This is a genomic window from Lentzea sp. (assembly GCF_036380075.1).
Lineage (GTDB): Bacteria > Actinomycetota > Actinomycetes > Mycobacteriales > Pseudonocardiaceae > Lentzea.
The window spans coordinates 1-20,624 of the sequence record NZ_DASVFL010000315.1; the positions used below are offsets into that span (position 1 = coordinate 1).

Below are 20,624 nucleotides of genomic sequence, written 5' to 3' on the forward strand. Positions count from 1 at the left end.
AGTCGACGAAAAGCGTGTCGACTTGACCTCACCCCTCACGTGCAGCAAGAGCTGTGGCGCGACTCGTGACGGGGCACCCACCGCCGGAGCTTCGCTCAAAGCCAAGAGCAAAAGCCAAAGCCAAGACTGCTCGCCTTCGGCTTCGCGTCTCTCTGCGAGGGCATTGGTTTGGTGAACGCAGCGTCATCGGGCTGTCACATAGCGCGTGACCGCTTGAAACTCGCGCTTCCTAGCGTCAAAGCTCATGACCCTCGACGAGGTTGTGGAGCGCCCACCGGCTCTCGGTGCGTCCAAGGAGACGCTCGAGGACTACACCCTTCGATTCGCTCCCCGCACCTATCGGCGCTGGACCCCCGCTGTGGTCGGGGCTTCCGCGTTGGGCGGGATCGCCTACATGGCCGACTTCTCGATCGGCGCCGGGATCGGGCTCACGCACGGGACCGGCAATGCGTTGCTGGCCATCGGGTTCGCGGCGCTCGTCATCTTCGTGACCGGGTTTCCGCTGGCCTACTACGCCGCGCGGTACAACATCGACCTGGATTTGATCACTCGCGGCTCCGGGTTCGGGTACTACGGGTCGGTGATCACCAGTGTGATCTTCGCGAGCTTCACGTTCATCTTCTTCGCCCTTGAGGGCTCGATCATGGCGCAGGGGTTGCGGTATGCGCTCGGGTTGCCGTTGTGGCTGGGGTACCTCGCTTCCACGTTGGTGATCATCCCGTTGGTGATCTACGGGATGAAGGTGCTCGCGAAGCTGCAGAGTTGGACGAACCCGTTGTGGTTGCTGTTGATGGTGGCGCCGCTGGTGTTCCTCGTCGTGTCGGAGCCCGAGTCGGTCAGCCGGTTTCTCGCTTACGGGGACGGTGGGGTCAACACTGCCGCGGTTATGCTCGGGGCCGGGGTCTGCCTGTCGTTGATGGGGCAGATCGGGGAGCAGATCGACTACCTGCGGTTCATGCCGCCGCGGACCGCTGAGAACCGGCGGGCCTGGTGGACCGCGACGGTTCTCGCCGGGCCCGGGTGGGTGGTGTTCGGGGCGTTGAAGCAGGTCATCGGGGTGTTCATGGCCGTGTACGTGCTCGACGCGGTCGGGAAGGTGGCGGCGGTCGAGCCGATCGAGCAGTTCACCGGGGTGTTCAAGCAGTTCATGCCCGGCTGGCTGGTGGTGCCGCTCGCGCTGGTGCTGGTGGTGCTCAGCCAGGTGAAGATCAACGTCACCAACGCCTACTCCGGGTCGCTGGCGTGGACGAACTCGTTCACGCGCGTCACCAAGCACTATCCGGGGCGGCTGGTGTTCGTGCTGGTCAACCTCGCGATCGCGCTGGTGCTGATGGAAGCGGACATGTTCAGCTTCCTCAACAGGATCCTGAGCTTCTACTCGAACTGCGCGATGGCGTGGGTCGTGACGGTGGCGACGGACATCGCGATCAACAAGTACGTGCTGAAGCTGTCGCCCAAGCAGCCGGAGTTCCGGCGGGGGATGCTGTACGCGGTGAACCCGGTGGGGGTCGGGTCGTTCCTCGCGTCGTCCGTGCTGTCCATCTCCGTCTACTTCGGACTGTTCGGCGCGGGGATCCAGCCGTACTCACCGCTGGTCGCGGTCGGGATTCCGGTCGTGCTGACGCCGTTGCTCGCGGTCGTCACGCGCGGGCGGTTCTACCTGCGGCGGGTGGACGACGGGATCGCCGAGCCGGTGCTCGACTCGGACGGGAACCCCAGCGGGACGCGGTACGACTGCGTGGTGTGCGGGGAGCCCTACGAGCGGCCGGACATGACGGCCAGTGCCGACGGGGGCGAGATCTGCTCGCTGTGCCTGAGCACCGACCGCGACGGGAGGCACGTGCTGCCCGCGAGTTGACGCGCAAGATCTGTCCCGATCGGACAAACTGCACGTCATGCAGGAACTGGCCTTGCTCGCCGTGGCGGGCGTGCTGATCATCGTGGCGGTGGCGTACTTCGCTCCGAAGCTGGGTGTCGCGGCGCCCGTGCTGCTGGTGCTCGTCGGGATGGCGTGCAGTCAGCTGCCGGGCGCTCCGCACATCGCGGTGGAGCCGGAGCTCATCCTCACGGTGGTGCTGCCGCCGATCCTGTACTCGGCGGCGGTGAACGTGCCGGTCGTGGACTTCCGGCGCGACTTCTCGACCATCGGGTCGTTGTCGGTGCTGCTGGTGGCGGTGTCGGCGTTCGGCACCGGCCTGCTGATCTGGTGGCTGCTGCCGGAGATCGGCTTCGCGGCCGCGCTGGCGCTCGGCGCGGTCATCAGCCCGCCGGACGCCGTCGCCGCCACGTCGATCGGCAAGCGGCTCGGTCTGCCGCCGCGGCTCGTCACCATCCTCGAAGGCGAAGGCCTGGTCAACGACGCGACCGCGCTCGTGCTGCTGCGCACGGCCGTCGTCTCCATCACGGCCAGCGTCACGTTCGGCGGCGCGCTCGGCGACTTCGCGTTCGCCGTGTCGGTGGGCGTGGTGGTCGGGCTCGTCGCCGGTCTCCTGACGGTGTGGGTGAGGTCGAAGATCCAGGGCCAGCCCGTGCTCACCACCGCCATCTCGTACGTGGTGCCGTTCGTCGCGTTCATCCCCGCCGAGGAGCTGCACGCGTCCGGCGTGATCGCCGTCGTCATGGCCGGCCTGGTCACCGGCCACCTGAGCGCCCGCAAGTTCACCGCCCACGACCGCATCTCCGAGCGCACCAACTGGCGCACGATCCAGCTGCTGCTGGAGAACGGCGTGTTCCTGCTGATGGGCTTCGAGCTCACGTCGGTCGTCAACGACGTGGCGGAGGACGGCCTGGGCCGCGCGCTGCTGCTGGGCGTGCTGGCGACGGTGGCGCTGGTGGTCCTGCGGGTGGTGTTCATGATCCCGCTGATCGCGATGCTGCGCCGCCAGCAACGCCGCGCGGACGCGTTCACGGACAAGATCGCGACGTTCCTCGAACGCGTCACCGCGCGCGGCCCCCGCTCCGACGACGACAAGCGCTACGACCGCGGAATCCGTGCCATCCAACGCAAACAAGCCGACGTCGCCTTCTACGCGAGCGAGGGCCTGAGCTGGCGCGGCGGCGCGGTGCTGGCGTGGTCGGGCATGCGCGGCGTCGTGACGCTGGCGGCCGCCCAGACGTTGCCGGAGGACCTGCCGCACCGCCCGGAGCTCATCCTGATCGCGTTCACGGTCGCGATCCTGACCCTCGTGGTGCAGGGAGGGTCGCTGCCGCTGGTGATCCGCTGGCTCGGCATCCGCGGCAACGACGAGGAACACGAACGCCGCGAGTACGCGCGGCTGGCGGTCGAGCTGATCGCCGCGACGCAGGAGGTCGTGTCGAACCCGGAGCTGTGCCGCGAGAACGGCGAGCCGTTCGCGCCCGAGATCCTCGACATGACCCGCCAACGCACCGTCGCGATGAGCGAGAACGTCGACAGGATGCTGGTGGAGCAGAACGCGGACGGCCACCGCCACCAGCACTTGGAGCTCCAGCGGCTGATGATGGACGCGCAGCAGAACGCCCTGCTGGACGCGCGGGCCGGCGGCACGTACTCGTCGCACACGCTGGAGCGCGCGCAGAACTTCATCGACAGCCAGCAGGCGCGGTTGATCTAGAAGGGGTCGTTGCCGAAGCGCGCCTGCACGTCCACCGTGCTGCGCGCGGAGTCGCCGAGCGTCAGCCGCGACACGATCCGGTACCGGTCGCCGCGGTAGATCGAGTGCACGTACTCCACGTACCGGCCCTCTGCGTCGGTGGTCAGCCGCTCGAACAGCAGTGCGGGCGCGAACTCCGGCACGCCGAGGATCGACGCCTCCGACTCGTTCGTCACCGTCGGCTCGATCGACTGCACCGCCTCGCTGACGTGGACGCCGTGTTCGCGCAGGCGGTCGTAGAAGTCGCCGGACTCCATGTCGTGCAACGTCAGGCCGGGCGCGAAGGCGGCGGGGACGTGCAGGTGCTCGACCGCCATCGGCTCGTCGTCGACCAGGCGCAGGCGGGCGATGTAGTGGATCTCGGCGGCGGGGGACAGGTGCAGGCGGCGGCCCACCCTGGCGCCGGCCGGGATGCGGGCGTGTTCGAGGACGCGGGACGACCAGGTGCCGCCGGCGCGGGGCAGCGACATGGAGCCGGTGGCGGAGACCATCTCCTGGGTGATCTTGGCTCGCGCGACGAACGTGCCGCGGCCGTGCTGGCGGACCAGCAGGCCGGTGTTGACCAGCTCGTCCACGGCCGAGCGCACGGTGGGGCGGGACACCGAGAGCTGCTGGCACAGCACGCGTTCGGCGGGGATGGGGGCGCCCGCCGGGTGGGTCTCGATGAGTTCGAGCAGGTAGTCGCGGACCTGCTCGCGCTTGAGTATCGCCTCGCCCATGCCTCTCCGCTTCGTCGGCAGTCAGTATGGCATACCACTGGTAAGTATCCAGTCTGGTGAAGATCGAGAGCGCTCTCATGCGTCCGAGCTGGGGCTTGACCTGAGAAGTGGTCTATGCCACTTTCTACCTCACTCCATCGGACCTGACCAATTGGTCATATCCCAGCGAGAGGTGAGTCGTGTCGCGCTCCGCTGCCTTACTCGTCCTGGCACTCGCCCTGTCCGCCTGCGGCACGTCCGCGGGAGGGGGTGATGAGAAGCAGGAGATCACCGTGTGGCTGATGAAGGACACGGCCACCGACGACTTCGTGTCGAAGTTCGAGAGCGAGTTCGAACGCGAGCACGCGAACCTCGACGTGAAGGTCCAGATCCAGGAGTGGAACGGGATCACGCAGAAGGTGACCAGTGCCCTGGCCAGCACCGACCCGCCCGACGTGATCGAGGTCGGCAACACCCAGGTCGCCCAGTACGTGGCCAGCAAGGGCGTCACGGACCTGTCCGGCAAGAAGTCCGAGCTCCAGGGTGACGACTGGATCCCCGGCCTGTCCGAACCCGGCGCGGTGGACGGCAAGCAGTTCGGCGTCCCGTTCTACGCGGCCAACCGGGTGGTGATCTACCGCAAGGACCTGTTCGAGGCAGCGCAGGTCACGCCGCCGAAGACGCGCGACGAGTGGATCGCCGCCACCACCAAGCTCGACCAGGGCGAGCAGCAGGGGATCTACCTGCCCGGTCAGAACTGGTACACGCTCTCCGGCTTCGTCTGGGACGAGGGCGGCGACCTGGCGAAGCAGGACGGTGGCAGCTGGAAGGGCTCGCTGGACACGCCGGAGGCGTTGGCGGGCATGGACTTCTACAAGAAGCTGCAGGCGTTGGGCGACGGCCCGAAGGACTCCGACGAGGCCAAGCCGCAGCAGACCGACGTGGTCGCGGGCGGCAAGGTCGCGCAGTTCATCGCGGTGCCCGGCGCGGCCAAGCTCGTCGAGAAGGCCAACCCGGAGCTGGCCGGCAAGATCGGGTTCTTCCCCATCCCCGGCAAGACCGCCGACAAGCCCGGCGCGGTGTTCACCGGCGGCTCCGACCTGATCATCCCGCTGTCGTCGAGCAGGCAGGACGGCGCCTACGAGGTCGTCAAGGCGCTCGCGGGCCAGAAGTGGCAGGTGGAGCTCGCGAAGGCGATGAACTACGTGCCGAACCGCAGGTCGCTCGCCGCCTCGGTCGGCGGTGACCCCGGCACGGCGGCGATGGCGGCCGGCGCCGCCAACGGGCACGCCACGCCGAACTCGCCGAACTGGGGCGCGGTCGAGGCGCGCAACCCGATCAAGGAGTTCCAGACCGCCGTCCTCACCGGCGCCGACCCGAAGACGGCGGCGGCGAAGGCCGACGAGGTCATCACCCAAGCGTTGAACTCCGGCAAATGACGCTCGTGGCCGAGAGGCCGGTGCGGGAGACCGCGCCGGCCGCCCCGAAGCGCCGCCGGCGGCCGGTCCTGCCGTACCTGCTGATCGCGCCCACGCTGGTCGCCACCGCGTACCTGCTGCTGTACCCGCTGGTGCGCAACGTGATCATCTCGCTGCAGGAGTTCGGGCTGCCGCAGCTCGTGCGCGGCGACGCGAAGTTCGTCGGGCTCGCGAACTACGTGCGGGTGCTGACCGACCCGGAGTTCTGGAGCGTCGTGCGCAGGACGCTGTGGTTCACCGCGGTCAACGTCGTGCTGATCATGGTGCTGTCCACGCTGGTCGCTCTGCTGCTGGTGCGGCTCGGGAAGTGGTTGCGGTTCCTGGTGATGGGCGGGCTGGTGCTCGTCTGGGCCACGCCGATCATCGCCGCCACCACGGTGTTCCAGTGGTTGTTCCAGTCACGGCTGGGGGTCGTGAACTGGGCGCTGGTCGCCCTGGGCTTCGAGGAGTACCGCGACTACACGTGGTTCGCCGACGGCGACGCGACGTTCGGCATCCTCGTGACGCTGATCGTGTGGCAGTCGATCCCGTTCGCGGCGCTGTCGCTGTACGCGGCGATGATCACCGTGCCGCAGGAGCTGTACGAGGCCGCGCGGATCGACGGCGCGGGGGCGTGGCGGGTGTTCTCGACCATCACGTTCCCGATGCTGCGGGCCATGTTCGGCCTGATCACGTGCCTGGAGGTGATCTGGGTGGTCAAGGCGTTCGTGCAGATCTGGGTGATCAGCCAGGGCGGTCCGGGGCAGGCGACGACGACGTTGCCGGTCTACGCGTTCCAGGTCGCGCAGTCGTTGCAGCGCTACGACCTGGGCGCGGCCGTGTCGATGCTGATGGTGCTGCTGCTCGTGCTCGCGCTGCTGGCGTACTTCCGCCAGCTCTACCGGCAGGAGCAGGACGCGTGATCGGCCGGATCTCCCGCACCGCGGCGGCACTCGTGATCTTCGTGGTTTCGGTGTTCCCCGTGTACTGGATGCTGCTCACGGCCTTCAAGCCCACGAAGGACATCCAGAGCGCCACGCCCACGTTCTTCCCGGCCTCCGTCACGTTCGAGCACTTCGGCACGGCGGTCGCGGCCAAGGGGTTCTTCTCGTTCTGGCGCAACAGCCTGCTGGTCGCGGGCGGCGCGGTGCTGCTCGCCCTGCTCGTCGCGCTGCTGGCGGCGTTCGCGGTCGCGCGGCTGCGGTGGAAGGGGCGGAAGGCGTTCGTGCTCATGGTGTTCATCGCGCAGATGACGCCGTGGGAGGCGCTGCTGATCCCGATCTACGTGATCGCCAGGGACACCGGCATGCTCGACACGCTCTGGATGCTCACGCTGGTCTACTTCATGATGACGCTGCCGTTCACGATCGTGACGCTGCGCGGGTTCCTCGCGGCGATCCCGGTCGACCTGGAGGAGGCGGCGCAGGTCGACGGCTGCTCACGCGGCGAGGCGTTCCGCAAGGTGGTGTTCCCGCTGCTCGCGCCGGGCCTGCTGGCCACGTCGCTGTTCGGGTTCATCACGGCCTGGAACGAGTTCGCCTTCGCCAACGTGCTGATCATCAAGAACCAGGACGACCGCACGCTGCCGGTCTGGCTGTCGTCGTTCAACAACACGTTCGGCACCGACTGGGGCGCCACGATGGCCGCCTCCACGCTGTTCATGCTGCCGGTGCTGCTGATCTTCGTCGTGCTGCAGGGCCGGGTGACGACCGGCATCGTCGGAGGGGCGGTGAAGGGATGATCGTTCCGCTGCCGGGCAGGGTCGTGCGGCGCAGCAGGGGGTTCACGCTCGACGCGGACACGGGCGTGCGGGTCACACCCGGCGCGGAGAAGGCCGCGCGGCTGCTGCGGGGGTTGCTGAGACCCGCCACCGGGCTGCCGTTGCCGATCACCGACGAGGGCCAGGTCCTCATGGCGCTCGACGCCAAGCTCGTCGGCCTCGGCGCGGAGGGGTACGCGCTGACCGTCAACGAGCACGGCGTCATGCTCCGCGCGGGAACGGCGGCCGGTCTCGCACACGGCGTGCAGACGATCCGCCAGCTCCTGCCGGCGCAGGTGTTCCGGTCGAGCCGGGTGTCCGGTGTGGACTGGACGCTGCCCGGCATCGACGTCCGCGACGTGCCGCGGCTGCCGTGGCGCGGGTTCATGCTCGACGTCGCACGGCACTTCCAGCCGGTGCCCGTCGTGCGGCGGTTCATCGACCTGATGGCCCTGCACAAGCTCAACGTCCTGCACCTGCACCTGACCGACGACCAGGGCTGGCGCCTGCCGGTACCGGGCCACCCGTTGCTGACCTCGGTCAGCGGCTGGCGTTCCGAGACCAACGGCGACGGCACCCCGCACGGCGGCACCTACACGCGCGCCGAACTGGAAGGGCTGGTCGCGTACGCGGCTGAACGTGGTGTCCGGGTCATGCCGGAGGTCGAGATGCCCGGCCACGCCCGCGCCGCGCTCGCCGCCTACCCCGACCTCGGCGTCACGCCGGAACCGCTGCCCGTGTGGACCCGGTGGGGCATCAGCGATGCCGCGTTCGGTCTGCACGCGCTCGGGTTCATCCGCGAGGTGCTCGCCGAGGTGCTGGAGATCTTCCCCGGCGAGCACGTCCACCTCGGCGGCGACGAGTGCCTGCTGCCGCTGGACGTGCACGGCCGGTTCCTCCGCCAGGCGGGCGAGTACCTGCTCGACCGCGGGCGGGTCCCGGTGGCGTGGGAACCGACGGGCGACGTCCGCTCCGTCGTGATGCCCTGGAAGGACGAGACCCAGGCCGCCGCGGCCCTCGAACGGGGCCAGCCGGTGGTGATGGCCCCGCACACCTCCACCTACCTCGACTACCCGAGGTCGGACGGCGCGCACGAACCACCCGGCCAGCCCGGGTTCGTCGTGACCACCCGCGACGTCTACGACGTGCCGCTGCCCGAAGGCGTGCTCGGCGCCCAGTGCCAGCTGTGGACCGAGCACGTCCGCACGAGAGAACACCTGGAGTACCTGGCTTTTCCCCGTCTCGTCGCGCTGGCCGACACCCTCTGGTCCCAGCGTCCCGAGTGGGAGGGCTTCACCACCCGGATGCGCCTCCACTCGGAAAGGCTCGCCGAACTGTCCGTCCCTGCCCAGTTGAGGAGAGAATCTTGCGAGCGCTCATAGCCGCATCTTGCGCGGCCGTCTCCCTGATCGCGGTGGCCGTCGCGCCCAGTGCCTTCGCCGCCGACGCCGTCACCGCCCAGTACCGGACCAGCGCGTCCGGAGCCACCGCCGACCAGGTCGAGCCCTGGCTCAAGCTGGTCAACAACGGCACCACGAGCGTGCCGCTGTCCGACATCAAGGTCCGCTACTACTTCAAGAGCGAGACCCCGGACGTGGGCTACCGCTTCGCCTGCTCGTGGGCGGTCCGCGGCTGCGGCAACGTCACCGGCCAGTTCGGCACCCTGACCGGCGGCCCCGCCGACCGCTACCTGGAGGTCGGCTTCACCTCCGGCGCCGGCACGCTCAACCCCGGCGCCGACTCGGGCGACCTCCAGCTGCGCTTCTACCGGTCGAACTGGAGCACGATCACCCAGACCGACGACTACTCGTTCCGCGCCGACAGCACGTACTCGGCCTGGAACAAGATCACCGTCCACCGCGGCGGCACCCTGCTGTGGGGCACGGCGCCCGGCGGCACCGGGCCGACCACCACGACGACCAGCTCCACCCCGCCGAACCCCAACGGCCCCAAGATGTTCGACGACTTCGCCTACACCGGCTCGAGCGACTCGCGGATCAGCCAGCGCGGCTGGACCGTCCGGTCCGGCGGTGGCGGTCCCGGCGTGCCCGGTGCCGAGTGGGACCCGTCGCGCGTGACGTTCCCGACCGTCGACGGCCAGAAGGTCCTGCGCCTGGACTCGTGGAACAACGGTTCCGCCGCCAAGCAGACGGAACTGTTCCACCAGCGCAAGTTCTTCGAAGGCACCTACGCGGCCAGGGTGAAGTTCGCCGACGCCCCGGTCTTCGGCCCCGACGGTGACCACGTCGTGCAGACGTTCTTCACCATCACCCCGCTCGACGCGCCGATGGCGCCGAACTACGGCGAGATCGACTTCGAGTACCTGCCCAACGGCGGCTGGGGCGAGCAGGGCAACATCATGTACGAGACGACCTGGGAGACCTACCAGAACGAGCCCTGGGTCGCCGACAACATCCACAACGAGCAGCGCCAGAGCTACAACGGCTGGCACGACCTGGTCTTCCAGGTCGCCAACGGCCGGGTGAAGTACTACATCGACGGGAACCTCGTCGCCGACCACGGCGACAAGTACTACCCCGAGACGCCGATGTCGATCAACCTCAACCTGTGGTTCATCTCCGGCGGTCTGCAGGGCAGCTCGGCCGAGCGCGCCTACCAGCAGGACGTCGACTACGTGTACTTCGCCAAGGACCAGGTGCTCAGCCCGGCCCAGGTGAAGACGGCGGTGCAGGACTACCGCACGGCGGGTGTCACGCACGTCGACAACGTCTGAGCGACCGCGCGGCCGGGGGTGCTGTTCGCCCCCGGCCGCGCGTTTGGGCAAGATGCACCGGGTGCGCGTGCTGATGCCCCTGCCCGACCACGACTTCGACGTCACCGAGGTCGCGGTCCCGTGGCGCCTGCTGACCGACGCCGGCCACGAGGTCGTGTTCGCGACCGAACGCGGCGGCGTCCCGGCGCAGGCCGATCCTCTGCTGCTCAGCGGTGTCCTCTTCGGACAGCTCGGAGCGGAGGACGAACCGAAGCGCTTCCACGCGCAGCTCGTCGAGTCTCCTGCCTACCGCGCGCCGATCGCCTGGGAGGCCGTCGATCCCATCGCCTACGACGGCCTGGTCCTGCCCGGTGGCCACGCTCCCGGCATGCGGCAGTACCTCGGATCGCCCGTCCTCCAGAGCAAGGTCGCGGAGTTCTGGGCGCTGGACCGCCCGGTGGGCGCGATCTGCCACGGACCGCTGGTGCTCGCGCGGGCCGGCGTGCTCGAAGGACGCCGGACCACGTGCCTGCCCAAGTACATGGAACGCTCGGCCTACTACCTCACGGCGTGGCGGCGCGGCCGGTACTACCGGACGTACCCGGACTACGTGCAGGACGAGGTCGAGGCGGCCGGGGCGACGTTCGAACGCGGGCCGGTCGAGCTGTCCCGCCGCGGCACGGCGACCGACGACACACCGGCGTTCGTGGTGACCGACGGCCACTACGTGTCGGGGCGCTGGCCCGGCGACTCCTACCTGTTCGCGAGGACGTTCGCGGGCCTGCTCAGCTAGCGGTCACGGCCTCGCAGGTCACCGCCTGGCCGGGCGCGGCGGTGGCGGCGGCCAGTTCTTTCACGCCGTCCAGCAGGACCCGGCACGACAGCGCCTGGCCGCCCTTGGGCGTGGCGGTCACGGACGCCTTCTCGCCGGCGTTGATGACGACGTCGGTCGACCACGGCAGCGGCGCCGACGCCGAGACCGACCGCGGGGTCTCCTTGCGGTTGCGGTCCGGCGACTGGGCGTAGGTCACGTCCACGGCGGTGTCGGCCGGCTGGGCGGACACCTCGTAGGTGATCGCCCAGGCCTTGCCGACCAGCGTCGTCCAGCCCCCGAGGTGGTTCACCAAGGCGACGGTTCCGCCTCCCACCACGGCCAGCACGACCAGGACCACGAGCAATGTCTTCACAGGACAGACCGTAAGCGCGCGGGGGTGCGCTCGCATCGTTCGCGGGGGTGACCGGGGGTCGGTCCCGGGGACCACACCGGACTGCTACTTGAGCAGCAGCCGGACCGTGAGCTCCAGGCGGTTCGCGACGTCCGTGGCCGTGGCGCGGCGGGTGACCCACGCGACCAGGTTGGACAGCCACACGTCGCCGATCACGCGGGCGATGGCTTTCTGCTCGTCCGTCGGCGGCTCGGTGCTCATCGCCTTCGTGAACATGCTCTCCATCAGCCACGACACGCGGTCGATCTCGGCGCCCGCGGAGGCGTCGGCGAAGGTGAACGCGCGCGTCATCGCCTCGGTGAGGTGCGGGTTGCGCTGCAGGCCGCGGGTGATCCGGCCGAGCACGAACAGCACGCGCTCGTACGGGCTGTCGCCGGGGACCGTGGTGCGGTCCATCTTCTCCTGGGCGCGCTCCAGCTCCACGGCGAGGCTCGACACGAGCAGGTGGACCTTCGACGGGAAGTAGCGGTACAACGTGCCCAGCGCGACGTCCGCCCGGTCCGCCACGGCACGCATCTGGACGGCGTCGAACCCGCCCTTGGACGCCAGCGCGATGGTCGCGTCGACGATCCGCTTGCGCCGCTCGCGCTGGGCGACGGAGCTGAGCTCCTCGCCCGCCATCAGCGCGTCCGTGCGCGACTTCGAAGGTGACACGGAGATGATCCTCCTGGAACGTGTTGCAGCAGCCTTCCCATAGTACTCGATCGGTTTCTCGGGCATGATCTGTTGCTGGAAATAGAACACGTTCTATAAACTTCTTCATGTACTGGAGGAGGCAGCGTGCCGATCGCCACGACCGGGGAACAGCGAGCGTTGCGGGACAGCGTGGACGCGGCCAAGGGCGAGTGGGCGGATCTCGTCCGGGTCGGGTTCTTCGAGGTGACGCGGGAGGGCGGCACGGTCGCCGATCTCGCGGTGATGCTGGAGAGAGCGGCCGAGAACCTGGTGCCGGGGCCGTTGCTCCCCACGGCGCTGGTCTCGGTGCTGGTGCCCGATTTCGACGGTGTCGCCGGGTTCGGGTTCTCGTCCCACCACGTGGTCGGTGCCGCCGAGGCCACGCACGTGCTCGTGAACGCGGACGGGTGGACGCTCGCGCCGGTCGCGTCGGTCACCGAGCTCGACCCCGTCGACCTGACCCGCTCGCTGGGATCGGTCGTCACGGGTGAGGGGCGCGCGGTCGGCGACCCGACCGACCTCGCGATCACGCTGATGGCCGCCGAGGCGAGCGGGGTGGCGGCGTGGTGCCTCAACACCGCGGTGGAGTACGCGAAGCAACGGCAGCAGTTCGGGCGGGTCATCGGCTCGTTCCAGGCCGTCAAGCACCTCTGCGTGGAGATGCTGTGCCGCGCAGAGCAGGCCGGCTCGGTCGCGTGGGACGCGGCGCGGTCGTTCGGGGAGGACGAACACCCGCTGGCCGCGGCGGTCGCGGCCGCGGTCGGGTTCGACGCGGCGGTCCGCAACGCCAAGGACTGCATCCAGGTGCTCGGTGGCATCGGGTTCACCTGGGAGCACGACGCCCACCGCTACCTGCGCCGCGCGCTGGCGTTGCAGCAGCTCGCGGGCGGTGTCGCGCGGTGGCGCCGGCGGGTGGCGGAACTGGCCCTGGGCGGAGCGCGCCGGTCGTTGGACGTCCGGGTCGAGTCCGATCCCGACGTGCGGGCCTTCGCCGAGGAGCTCGCCGGGCTCGACCCCGCCGCCCAACGGGAACGGCTGGCGGACAGCGGGTTCCTCGTGCCGCACTGGCCCAGGCCGTACGGGCAGGACGCGGACGCCAAGCGGCAGCTGGTGGTCGACAGCGAGTTCGCCCGCGCGGGCGTGCGCAGGCCGGATCTGGTCATCGGCGGCTGGGCGGGCCCGACGATCCTGCGGCACGGGACCGCGGAGCAGCAGGAGCGGTTCGTGCGGCCGACGTTGACCGGTGAGCTCACCTGGTGCCAGCTGTTCAGCGAACCGGAGGCGGGCTCGGACCTCGCGTCGTTGCGCACCAAGGCCGTGCGCGCGGACGGCGGCTGGCGGCTCACCGGGCAGAAGGTGTGGACCTCGCTCGCGCACCAGGCCGACTGGGCGATCTGCCTGGCCCGCACCGACACGAGCGTGCCGAAGCACAAGGGCATCACGTACTTCCTGGTCGACATGCGCTCGCAGGGCGTCGACGTGCGGCCGTTGCGGGAGATCACCGGCGACGCGCGGTTCAACGAGGTCTTCCTCGACGACGTGTTCGTGCCCGACGACTGCGTGGTCGGCGAGGTGGACGACGGCTGGCGGCTCGCCCGCACCACGCTGGCCAACGAACGCGTCGCGATGGGGTCCGCACTGGGCGAGCCGCTGGAACAGGTTCTGGCCGCGCCCGCCGCGTCCGACCACCCGGAACGGCTCGGCGCGCTGGTCGCCCGGGGACTCGCGGTGTCGCTGCTGGACCTGCGCGCGAGCCTGCGCGTGCTGGACGGCAGGGAACCCGGCGCGGAGTCGAGCGTGCGCAAGCTGGTCGGCGTGCGGCAACGGCAGGACGTGGCGGAGTTCGCCGTCGACCTGCTCGGACCGGATGCGGCGGTGGACAACGCGCTGGTCCACGAGTTCCTGCTGACCCGCTGCCTGAGCATCGCGGGCGGGACGACGCAGGTGCTGATGAACCTCGCCGGCGAACGGATTCTCGGTCTACCGAGGGAGCCCTGATGGATTTCGAGCTCGACGAGACCCAGCGGGAGATCGCGGCCCTCGCGGCCGGCGTGCTGGGCAGGGAGGGCGACGCGCCCTGGAAGGCACTGGGGGAGGCGGGGCTGCTGGCCCTGGCCGTTCCGGAACGGCTCGGTGGCGACGGGCTCGGCGTCCTGGAGACGGCCGTGCTGCTCACCGAGGTCGGCCGGCGGGCGGCGGACGTGCCCGCACTCGCGACCCTCGCGCTGGGCGTGCTGCCGATCGTGCGGTTCGGGACGGTCGAGCAGCAGGACGCGGTGCTGCCGTTGGTGACCGAGCAGCACGGGGTGCTGACGGCGGCGTTGAGCGAGCCGTCCGCACCGCTGCCGGCCGCGCCGGGCACGACGGCGGGGCCGGACGGGATCACCGGCGTGAAGATCAACGTCCCGTACGCCGCCGAGGCTCAGCGGATCCTCGTCAGCACCAGCGGCGGCGTCTTCGTGGTGGACCCGGCGCAACCCGGTGTGTCCATCGAGGACGGAACCGTCCGGTTCGACGGTGCGCGCGGCGAGCTGCTGGAGGGCGCGGAGCAGGGAATCCGCCGGTTCGCACTGGCCGGGGCCTGCGCGGTCGCCGACGGCGTGCTGGCCGGTGCACTCGACCTCACCGTGGAGCACGTCGGCACCCGCCACCAGTTCGGCAAGCCGCTGGCGACCTTCCAGGCCGCCGCCTGCCTGGTCGCGGACGTCTACATCGCCTCCCGCACGCTGCACCTGGCCACTCTGACGGCCTGCTGGAGCCTCGACGACGACGATCTGGACACCGCCGCCTACTGGCTCGCCGCGGAAGCGCTCCCGGCCGTCCACACGTGCCACCACCTGCACGGCGGGCTCGGCCTCGACATCACCTACCCGATGCACCGGTACTACGGCACGGCCAAGGAGCTGACGCGGTTCGTCGGCGGAGTGGAGCACCGCTTGGGGGCCATCGATGTTCATTGACCTCACGGCAGAGCAACGGACACTGCGCGACGAGCTGCGCGAGTACTTCGCGAACGTCATGACCGGCGCCGAACGCGAGGCCATGCTCACCGAACGGCACGGCGAGACCTACCGCGAGCTCGTCCGCAGGCTCGGCCGCGACGGACGCCTCGGAGTCGGCTGGCCGCGGGAGTACGGCGGGCTCGGGTTCGGACCCGTCGAGCAGCAGATCTTCGTCAACGAGGCCGCGCGCGCCGACGTGCCGCTGCCGTACGTGACGCTGCAGACCGTCGGCCCGACGCTGCAGACGTACGGGACGCAGGAGCAGAAGGACTTCTTCCTGCCGAGGATCCTCAGCGGCGACCTGCACTTCGCCATCGGCTACACCGAACCGGAGGCGGGCACCGACCTGGCGGCGTTGCGCACCAAGGCGGTGCTCGACGGCGACCACTACGTCGTCAACGGCCAGAAGATCTTCACCACGGGCGGCCACGACGCGGACTACGTCTGGCTGGCCTGCCGGACCGGCGCACCGGACTCCCGGCACAAGGGCATCACGATCCTCATCGCCGACACCCGGGACCCCGGCTACTCGTGGACGCCGATCATCACCTGCGACGGCGCGCACCACGTCAACGCCACGTACTACAACGACGTGCGGGTGCCCGAGTCTCGCCGGGTCGGCGAGGAGAACAAGGGCTGGCGGCTGATCACCACCCAGCTCAACCACGAACGCGTGATGCTCGGCCCGTCCGGCCGGATCGGCGCGCTCGTGGACCGCGTCCACGCCTGGGCTTCCGAGCGGAAGCTGCTCGACGAACCGGACGTGCGGAGGGCGCTGGCCGAGGCACGGGCCGTGGTGCGGGTGAACGAGCTGCTCAACTGGCAGGTGTCGAGCGGGGAGCTGGAGGTCGCGGACGCCAGTGCCACCAAGGTCTTCGCCGCCGACCGCACCCAGCGCGTCGGCAGGCTGCTGGAGGAGCTGGTCGGCCGCCACGGCGCCCCGCAGGAGCTCGTGCACTGGCTCGACGTGCAGGCGCGGCGCAACCTCGTGCTGACGTTCGGCGGGGGCGTGCAGGAGATCCAGCGCGAGCTGATCGCGAACATCGGACTGGGACTGCCACGGGTGGTGCGATGATCGACATCGAGAAGGAGGCCGCGCGCGTCGCCGAGCAGGGCGAGTCCGCGCCGCGGCTGGCACGGGACCCGGTCAACCAGCCGATGATCAACAACTGGCTGGAGGCCATCGGCGACGAGCACCCCGGTTACGACGGCGTCGCACCACCGGCGATGGTCCAGGTGTGGACGATGGGCGGACTGCACGGCCAGCGCACGCTCGACGACCCGCTCGGACAGATGATGGCGATTCTCGACGAGGCCGGGTACACGTCGGTCGTCGCCACCAACAGCGACCAGACCTACCACCGGTACCTGGAGGTGGGCGAGCAGCTGTCGGTGACGACGAGCCTGGAGGACGTGACCGGGCCGAAGCGGACCGGGCTGGGCGAAGGGTGGTTCGTCACGACCAGGAGCACCTGGTTCGTCGGCGACGAACCGGTGGCGGAGATGCGGTTCCGGGTGCTGAAGTTCCGGCCGGCCGCCAAGCCGGAACCGGTCGTGGAGACCCCGAAGGCGCAGGCCATCCGCCCGTCGGTCAACCGCGACACCGAGTACTTCTGGGAGGGCACCCGGCAGGGCGAGCTGCGCATCCAGCGCTGCGGCGGCTGCGGCCTGCTGCGCCACCCGCCGGGCCCGATGTGCCCGGAATGCGGTGCCACCAAGCCGAAGTACCTCGTGTCGGACGGCAACGGCGTGGTCCACAGCTACGTCGTGCACCACCACCCGCAGGTGCCGGGCAAGCAGACGCCGTTCGTCGTCGCCCTGGTCGAGCTGGACGAGGGCGTGCGGATGCTGGGCGAGCTCGACGGCGAGCCCGGCATCGGGCAACGCGTCGAGGTCGTGTTCACGAAGGTCGACGAGGAGTTGACGATGTTCGGCTGGAGGCCCCGTGCGGATCGGTGACCCGCTGCCCGAGTGGCACGTCGAAGCCACGCCGACGTTCGTGATCAGCACCGCGCTGGCCACCAGGGACTTCCAGGACGTCCACCACGACCGCGACCTCGCGATCAAGCGCGGGTCCAAGGACATCTTCATCAACATCCTCACCACGACCGGGCTCGTGCAGCGGTACGTGACGGACTGGGCGGGCCCGGAGGCTCTGGTGCGCCAGGTGAACATCCGGCTCGGCGCGCCCTGCTACGCCTACGACACGCTGAAGTTCTTCGGCCAGGTCGTCGGACGCGAGGAGCGGGACCTGACCGTCGAGGTCGTCGGCAGGACCGCGCACGGCGACCACGTCACCGGAACCGTGAAGATCGAGGTGCCCGCGTGAACGCCGTGATCGCCGGGATCGGCGCGACCGACTTCTCGAAGGACTCGGGCCGCAGCGAGCTCCAGCTGGCCGCCGAGGCGGTGCGGGCGGCACTGGAGGACGCGGGCCTGCAACCGTCCGATGTGGACGGCCTGGTCAGCTTCACCATGGACACCAACGCCGAGATCGCGGTCGCCCGCGAGCTGGGCGTTCCGGAGCTGACGTTCTTCAGCCGCGTCCACTACGGCGGTGGGGCGGCGTGCGCGACCGTGCAGCAGGCGGCGATGGCCGTCGAGACCGGCGCGGCGAAGGTCGTGGTCTGCTACCGGGCGTTCAACGAGCGGTCGGGGCACCGGTTCGGCCAGGTCCAGACCGCGGCCGCCGCCAACATCGACAACAGCTGGTCGTACCCGATGGGCCTGGGCACGCCGGCGGCGATGGTGGCGATGTTCGCCCGCCGGTACATGCACGAGTACGGTGCGACATCCGAGGACTTCGGGCGGATCGCCGTGATCGACCGCAAGCACGCCGCCACGAACCCGCACGCGTGGTTCCACAACCGGCCGATCACCCTGGACGACCACCAGTCGTCGCGCTGGATCGCCGAACCGTTGCGGCTGCTCGACTGCTGCCAGGAGAGCGACGGGGGAGTGGCGCTGGTCGTCACGTCGGCGGAACGGGCCCGTGACCTGCCGAACAAGCCCGCACACGTCCGGGCGGCGACCCAGGGCAGCGGCGCCGACCAGTTCACCATGACCAGCTACTACCGCGACGACCTGACCCGCCTGCCCGAGATGGGCGTGGTGGCGCGGGGGCTGTGGGAGAAGTCGGGCATCGGTCCGTCCGATGTGGACGTGGCCGTGCTCTACGACCACTTCACGCCGTTCGTGCTGGTCCAGCTGGAAGAACTGGGCTTCTGCGGCCGGGGCGAGGCCAAGGACTTCGTCGCGTCCGGCGCGCTGGAGCTCGACGGGTCGCTGCCGCTCAACCCGCACGGCGGCCAGCTCGGCGAGGCTTACCTGCACGGCATGAACGGCATCGCCGAGGGCGTCCGGCAGATCCGGGGCACGGCGGTGAACCAGGTCGCGGGCGTCGAGCACGTCCTGGTCACCGCCGGCACCGGCGTCCCGACCAGCGGACTAGTGCTCGGCCAGGGATAGCACCGCGTCCGCGAGGACGGGACGGTCACCGGCCGAGGTGAGCACGACCAGCCGGCGGCCGTCCCGCCACACCCGTGTGGTCAGGGTTTCGCCCGGGAACACCACACCCGCGAACTTCGCCGCGAACGACGACACCTGCTCCGGCCCGTCCAGCACCGCGTCGACCACGGCCTTGCACACCACCCCGTACGTGCACAGGCCGTGCAGGATCGGCTGGTCGAACCCGGCGCGCCGGGCGAACTCCGGGTCGGCGTGCAGCGGGTTGCGGTCGCCGCAGAGCCGGTACAGGTAGGCCTGCTGCGGCAGAGTCGGCGTCTCGATCACGAAGTCCGGCTCGCGGCCGGGCACCTCGACCTTGCCCGACGGCCCGCGGTCGCCGCCGAACCCGCCCTCGCCGCGGGCGAAGATGCCGGACCGGGTCGTGAACAACGCGGTCCCGTCCGGTGCCACGGCCGTGGCCTCCTGGACGATGACCGCCGCCTTGCCCTTGTCCCAGACGTCCGAGATCCGCGTCCGCAGCACGGCCTCGCCCTCGGCTGGCAGCGGGGAGTGCACGGTGATCTCCTGCGTTCCGTGCAGCACCCGCGCGAGGTCGATGTCGACGCCGGGGAACGACACGGCGGGCGGCGCGGTCTCGTGGAACCGCGGCGCGACGACGCCGAACGTCGGCAGCACCCGCAGCCCGTCCTCGTAGACGTACCTGAGCTCCGTCGCGCCCAGCGCCAGGTGGTAGAGCAGCACGTCGGACTGCGTCCAGGAGAACTTCACCTCGGGCAGCTCCGCCCCGATGGCGACGGCCGGGTCGATCGGCATCCAGCACCCCTTACTCGTAGGTGATCTTCACCGTGTCCGTGACCGGGACCGACTGGCACGCCAGCACGATGCCGTCGGCGATGTCCTCGGAGTCGAGCACGTCGTTGCTGAGCATCTTCACCTCGCCCTCGACCAGCCGGCACGCGCACGCGCTGCACGCGCCCTCCCGGCACGAGTACGGCGCGTCGAGGCCCCTGTCCAGCAACAGGTCGAGCAGCTTGGTCCGCGCCGGCCACGGGAACCTGTGCTCCTCACCGTCCAGCGAGACCTCGACGACCGCGTCCGGCCGGTCGCCGGCCACCGGTTCCACGGACGTGAACGGATCGCTGGACAGCGAGACGAACTTCTCGATGTGCAGCACCGGAACGTCGTGCAACGCCTTGCGCACGGCCTCCATGAAAGGCGCCGGTCCGCACACGAACGCCTCGTCGCAGGGCCGGGCGAACGCGCGCAACCCGTGCGGCAGTCCCTGCACCGACTCCAGCCAGTGCACGACGGTCAGCCGGTCGGGATACGAGCGCGCCAGTTCGGAAAGCTCGCGCGCGAAGATCACCGACGCCTCGTCCCGGTTGGCGTAGAACAGGAACACCCGCCCGGAGCCCTGGTGCAGCACCGCGCGGATGATCGACATGACCGGCGTGATGCCGCTGCCCGCGGCGAAGGCGAGCAGCGACCCGTCGAGGGACGACGGCGTGAACACCCCGGCGGGCGCCAGCACGTCCAGCTCCATGCCGGGCCGCACCTCGGAGCACATCCACACCGACCCGTAGCCGTCCGGCGTGCGCTTGACGGTGATCTTCAGCGGTTCGCCCGGCGCGCTGGACAGCGAGTAGCAGCGCGCCACCTCGCCCGCCCGCACGGTCAGGAACTGACCCGGTCGCGGCGAGAAGTCCGCCCCGGACAGCACGAACGAGCGCGCGTCCGTGGTCTCCTCGACCACCTCGTCGACCCGCAGCCGGTGCACCTCAGCCATCGGCGACCTCCAGCGTCCCGTCGCGCACGGCCTTCTCGATGCTGTCGCGCAACCTCAGGCAGGTGCGCACCAGCGCCGCCCGCCGTCCGCACAGCTCGGGGCAGTCGCGGGTGTCGGAGAGCCACTGCACGCTCGTGTGCTGCGAGCTGTTCTTCTTGACCAGCACCTGGTTCCCGCAGTCGCACCCGACCGGGACCATGCCGCCGCG

The 20,624-nt window shown here is 70.0% G+C and carries 20 protein-coding genes; 14 read left to right on the forward strand and 6 right to left on the reverse strand.

Going from position 1 to position 20,624, the window contains the following annotated elements:
- The first annotated feature begins 244 nt into the window (after window positions 1–244).
- Window positions 245–1,858, forward strand: a complete 1,614-nt coding sequence (locus VF330_RS32935; RefSeq protein WP_330855613.1) for an allantoin permease — start codon at window positions 245–247, stop codon at window positions 1,856–1,858.
- A gap of 37 nt (window positions 1,859–1,895) precedes the next feature.
- On the forward strand, window positions 1,896–3,593 hold the full coding sequence (locus tag VF330_RS32940) for a sodium:proton antiporter (protein WP_330855614.1): 1,698 nt from the start codon (window positions 1,896–1,898) through the stop codon (window positions 3,591–3,593).
- On the opposite strand, the gene VF330_RS32945 is transcribed toward VF330_RS32940, so the two are convergent.
- Window positions 3,590–4,351, reverse strand: coding sequence for a GntR family transcriptional regulator (locus VF330_RS32945; protein WP_330855615.1), 762 nt, complete (start codon window positions 4,349–4,351; stop codon window positions 3,590–3,592). The two genes, VF330_RS32940 and VF330_RS32945, sit on opposite strands and share 4 nt — an antisense overlap.
- A 179-nt stretch (window positions 4,352–4,530) precedes the next feature.
- On the opposite strand from VF330_RS32945, the gene VF330_RS32950 reads away from it, so the two are divergent.
- The 6 genes from VF330_RS32950 (at window position 4,531) to VF330_RS32975 (ending at window position 11,052) form a co-directional block, all read left to right on the forward strand.
- Window positions 4,531–5,769: an extracellular solute-binding protein gene (locus VF330_RS32950; protein ID WP_330855616.1), complete on the forward strand. Its 1,239-nt coding sequence runs from the start codon at window positions 4,531–4,533 to the stop codon at window positions 5,767–5,769.
- On the forward strand, window positions 5,766–6,710 hold the full coding sequence (locus VF330_RS32955; RefSeq protein ID WP_330855617.1) for a sugar ABC transporter permease: 945 nt from the start codon (window positions 5,766–5,768) through the stop codon (window positions 6,708–6,710). The genes VF330_RS32950 and VF330_RS32955 overlap by 4 nt, the downstream gene beginning before the upstream one ends.
- A complete protein-coding gene (locus VF330_RS32960; protein ID WP_330855618.1) occupies window positions 6,707–7,528 on the forward strand; it encodes a carbohydrate ABC transporter permease in 822 nt (273 codons plus the stop codon). The genes VF330_RS32955 and VF330_RS32960 overlap by 4 nt, the downstream gene beginning before the upstream one ends.
- Window positions 7,525–8,928 (forward strand): beta-N-acetylhexosaminidase, encoded by a 1,404-nt coding sequence (locus VF330_RS32965; protein WP_330855619.1) that lies wholly within the window; start codon window positions 7,525–7,527, stop codon window positions 8,926–8,928. The genes VF330_RS32960 and VF330_RS32965 overlap by 4 nt, the downstream gene beginning before the upstream one ends.
- Window positions 8,913–10,280: a cellulose binding domain-containing protein gene (locus tag VF330_RS32970; RefSeq protein ID WP_330855620.1), complete on the forward strand. Its 1,368-nt coding sequence runs from the start codon at window positions 8,913–8,915 to the stop codon at window positions 10,278–10,280. Before VF330_RS32965 ends, VF330_RS32970 begins: the two co-directional genes overlap by 16 nt.
- Window positions 10,281–10,341: 61 nt before the next feature.
- Window positions 10,342–11,052, forward strand: a complete 711-nt coding sequence (locus VF330_RS32975; RefSeq protein ID WP_330855621.1) for a type 1 glutamine amidotransferase domain-containing protein — start codon at window positions 10,342–10,344, stop codon at window positions 11,050–11,052.
- Here the strand turns inward: VF330_RS32975 and VF330_RS32980 are convergent.
- Both VF330_RS32980 and kstR read right to left on the reverse strand, forming a co-directional pair.
- A complete protein-coding gene (locus tag VF330_RS32980) occupies window positions 11,045–11,446 on the reverse strand; it encodes a hypothetical protein (protein ID WP_330855622.1) in 402 nt (133 codons plus the stop codon). The two genes, VF330_RS32975 and VF330_RS32980, sit on opposite strands and share 8 nt — an antisense overlap.
- An 84-nt stretch (window positions 11,447–11,530) precedes the next feature.
- Complete coding sequence (kstR, locus tag VF330_RS32985; RefSeq protein ID WP_330855650.1) at window positions 11,531–12,106, reverse strand: cholesterol catabolism transcriptional regulator KstR; 576 nt, start codon at window positions 12,104–12,106, stop codon at window positions 11,531–11,533.
- A gap of 159 nt (window positions 12,107–12,265) precedes the next feature.
- On the opposite strand from kstR, the gene VF330_RS32990 reads away from it, so the two are divergent.
- Genes VF330_RS32990 through VF330_RS33015 form a run of 6 tightly spaced genes read left to right on the forward strand, consistent with a single transcriptional unit; the run spans window position 12,266 to window position 18,630 of the window.
- The gene (locus tag VF330_RS32990; protein WP_330855623.1) at window positions 12,266–14,158 is read left to right on the forward strand and encodes an acyl-CoA dehydrogenase family protein; all 1,893 of its coding nucleotides are present in this window, start codon (window positions 12,266–12,268) and stop codon (window positions 14,156–14,158) included.
- Window positions 14,158–15,120: an acyl-CoA dehydrogenase family protein gene (locus tag VF330_RS32995; RefSeq protein WP_330855624.1), complete on the forward strand. Its 963-nt coding sequence runs from the start codon at window positions 14,158–14,160 to the stop codon at window positions 15,118–15,120. The genes VF330_RS32990 and VF330_RS32995 overlap by 1 nt, the downstream gene beginning before the upstream one ends.
- The gene (locus VF330_RS33000; protein WP_330855625.1) at window positions 15,110–16,237 is read left to right on the forward strand and encodes an acyl-CoA dehydrogenase family protein; all 1,128 of its coding nucleotides are present in this window, start codon (window positions 15,110–15,112) and stop codon (window positions 16,235–16,237) included. The genes VF330_RS32995 and VF330_RS33000 overlap by 11 nt, the downstream gene beginning before the upstream one ends.
- On the forward strand, window positions 16,237–17,121 hold the full coding sequence (locus VF330_RS33005; RefSeq protein WP_330855651.1) for a bifunctional MaoC family dehydratase N-terminal/OB-fold nucleic acid binding domain-containing protein: 885 nt from the start codon (window positions 16,237–16,239) through the stop codon (window positions 17,119–17,121). The genes VF330_RS33000 and VF330_RS33005 overlap by 1 nt, the downstream gene beginning before the upstream one ends.
- Complete coding sequence (locus VF330_RS33010; RefSeq protein WP_330855626.1) at window positions 17,108–17,491, forward strand: MaoC family dehydratase; 384 nt, start codon at window positions 17,108–17,110, stop codon at window positions 17,489–17,491. Before VF330_RS33005 ends, VF330_RS33010 begins: the two co-directional genes overlap by 14 nt.
- Window positions 17,488–18,630, forward strand: a complete 1,143-nt coding sequence (locus tag VF330_RS33015; protein WP_330855627.1) for a lipid-transfer protein — start codon at window positions 17,488–17,490, stop codon at window positions 18,628–18,630. Before VF330_RS33010 ends, VF330_RS33015 begins: the two co-directional genes overlap by 4 nt.
- Here VF330_RS33015 and VF330_RS33020 read toward each other — a convergent pair.
- From VF330_RS33020 to VF330_RS33030, 3 genes are read right to left on the reverse strand one after another with little or no spacing between them, the layout of a single operon-like run.
- The gene (locus VF330_RS33020; RefSeq protein ID WP_330855628.1) at window positions 18,610–19,443 is read right to left on the reverse strand and encodes a MaoC/PaaZ C-terminal domain-containing protein; all 834 of its coding nucleotides are present in this window, start codon (window positions 19,441–19,443) and stop codon (window positions 18,610–18,612) included. The two genes, VF330_RS33015 and VF330_RS33020, sit on opposite strands and share 21 nt — an antisense overlap.
- 10 nt (window positions 19,444–19,453) lie before the next feature.
- Window positions 19,454–20,416 (reverse strand): ferredoxin--NADP reductase, encoded by a 963-nt coding sequence (locus VF330_RS33025; RefSeq protein ID WP_330855629.1) that lies wholly within the window; start codon window positions 20,414–20,416, stop codon window positions 19,454–19,456.
- Window positions 20,409–20,615 (reverse strand): hypothetical protein, encoded by a 207-nt coding sequence (locus tag VF330_RS33030; protein WP_330855652.1) that lies wholly within the window; start codon window positions 20,613–20,615, stop codon window positions 20,409–20,411. Before VF330_RS33030 ends, VF330_RS33025 begins: the two co-directional genes overlap by 8 nt.
- Between the last annotated feature and the right edge of the window lie 9 nt (window positions 20,616–20,624).

What these genes read in the sequence shown, in the direction of transcription:
- VF330_RS32965 (WP_330855619.1), top strand. Translation starts at nt 7,525, where the DNA reads ATGATCGTTCCGCTGCCGGGCAGGGTCGTGCGGCGCAGCAGGGGGTTC.
- VF330_RS33020 (WP_330855628.1), bottom strand. Translation starts at nt 19,443, where the DNA reads ATGCCGATCGACCCGGCCGTCGCCATCGGGGCGGAGCTGCCCGAGGTG.
- VF330_RS33000 (WP_330855625.1), top strand. Translation starts at nt 15,110, where the DNA reads ATGTTCATTGACCTCACGGCAGAGCAACGGACACTGCGCGACGAGCTG.
- VF330_RS32945 (WP_330855615.1), bottom strand. Translation starts at nt 4,351, where the DNA reads ATGGGCGAGGCGATACTCAAGCGCGAGCAGGTCCGCGACTACCTGCTC.
- VF330_RS33025 (WP_330855629.1), bottom strand. Translation starts at nt 20,416, where the DNA reads ATGGCTGAGGTGCACCGGCTGCGGGTCGACGAGGTGGTCGAGGAGACC.
- VF330_RS32940 (WP_330855614.1), top strand. Translation starts at nt 1,896, where the DNA reads ATGCAGGAACTGGCCTTGCTCGCCGTGGCGGGCGTGCTGATCATCGTG.
- VF330_RS33030 (WP_330855652.1), bottom strand. Translation starts at nt 20,615, where the DNA reads ATGGTCCCGGTCGGGTGCGACTGCGGGAACCAGGTGCTGGTCAAGAAG.
- VF330_RS32935 (WP_330855613.1), top strand. Translation starts at nt 245, where the DNA reads ATGACCCTCGACGAGGTTGTGGAGCGCCCACCGGCTCTCGGTGCGTCC.
- VF330_RS32995 (WP_330855624.1), top strand. Translation starts at nt 14,158, where the DNA reads ATGGATTTCGAGCTCGACGAGACCCAGCGGGAGATCGCGGCCCTCGCG.
- VF330_RS32955 (WP_330855617.1), top strand. Translation starts at nt 5,766, where the DNA reads ATGACGCTCGTGGCCGAGAGGCCGGTGCGGGAGACCGCGCCGGCCGCC.
- kstR (WP_330855650.1), bottom strand. Translation starts at nt 12,106, where the DNA reads ATGGCGGGCGAGGAGCTCAGCTCCGTCGCCCAGCGCGAGCGGCGCAAG.